The 715-nt window shown below is 46.2% G+C and carries 2 protein-coding genes; both read right to left on the reverse strand.

Going from position 1 to position 715, the window contains the following annotated elements; all coding sequences use genetic code 11:
* The coding region (locus B4K20_RS17035; protein WP_414683380.1) for a GTP-binding protein at positions 1–136 on the reverse strand (136 nt) is incomplete at its 3' end.
* Between the two features lie 57 nt (positions 137–193).
* On the reverse strand, positions 194–715 hold a 522-nt coding region (locus B4K20_RS11440), incomplete at its 5' end, for an inositol monophosphatase family protein (protein WP_289282980.1).

Raw genomic sequence — 715 nt, forward strand, 5'->3', positions numbered from 1 at the left:
GTTCTGTCAATTCTTCATGCTCACCAAAGGTGCCAGACTGACGAAGGAGTTGGTCAACTAAGGTCGTTTTGCCATGGTCGACGTGGGCAATAATCGCTATATTGCGTAGCTTAGAAATATCTCGTTTATTTGTCATTAGTTTGAATTCTGTAAAAGCATGCCATGCATGCGAAAAAAATATGCCCTTAGGCGCTTATTTGGCTTTTGATAAATGTGGTTGCAGCGTGGTTAACATTAGATTGTGTACACCAAGACCTGCTGCAATGACATTACCTTTATTGAACAAATTATCGGTACCATCAAAGTCAGTGACAATGCCCCCAGCTTCTTCGACCAGAAGTAAGCCTGCCGCCATATCCCAATTCTCCAGCCCCATTTCCCAGTAACCATCAACACGGCCTGCGGCCACATAAGCAAGGTCCAACGCAGCTGAACCCGTACGACGGATATCTGCTACCTGAGGAAACAAGGCTTTAAAACTGTTGAAGTAAGCTTCATGAAAAGCTGGATATTTGAATGGGAAACCTGTTGCAAGTAGTGCACCTGCCAGCTCTCTGCGTTTGGTTACACGGAGTCGACGGTCATTCAGTTTGGCGCCTTCACCACGGCTTGCAGTGAACAATTCATCGCGCTGAGGGTCATAGATAACAGCATGTTCAACTCGTCCTTTTACTCTGACGGCGATGGATACACAGTAGTGCGGGAAACCATGAAG

This window comes from Methylophaga sp. UBA5088 (assembly GCF_002414625.1).
Classification (GTDB): domain Bacteria; phylum Pseudomonadota; class Gammaproteobacteria; order Nitrosococcales; family Methylophagaceae; genus Methylophaga; species Methylophaga marina.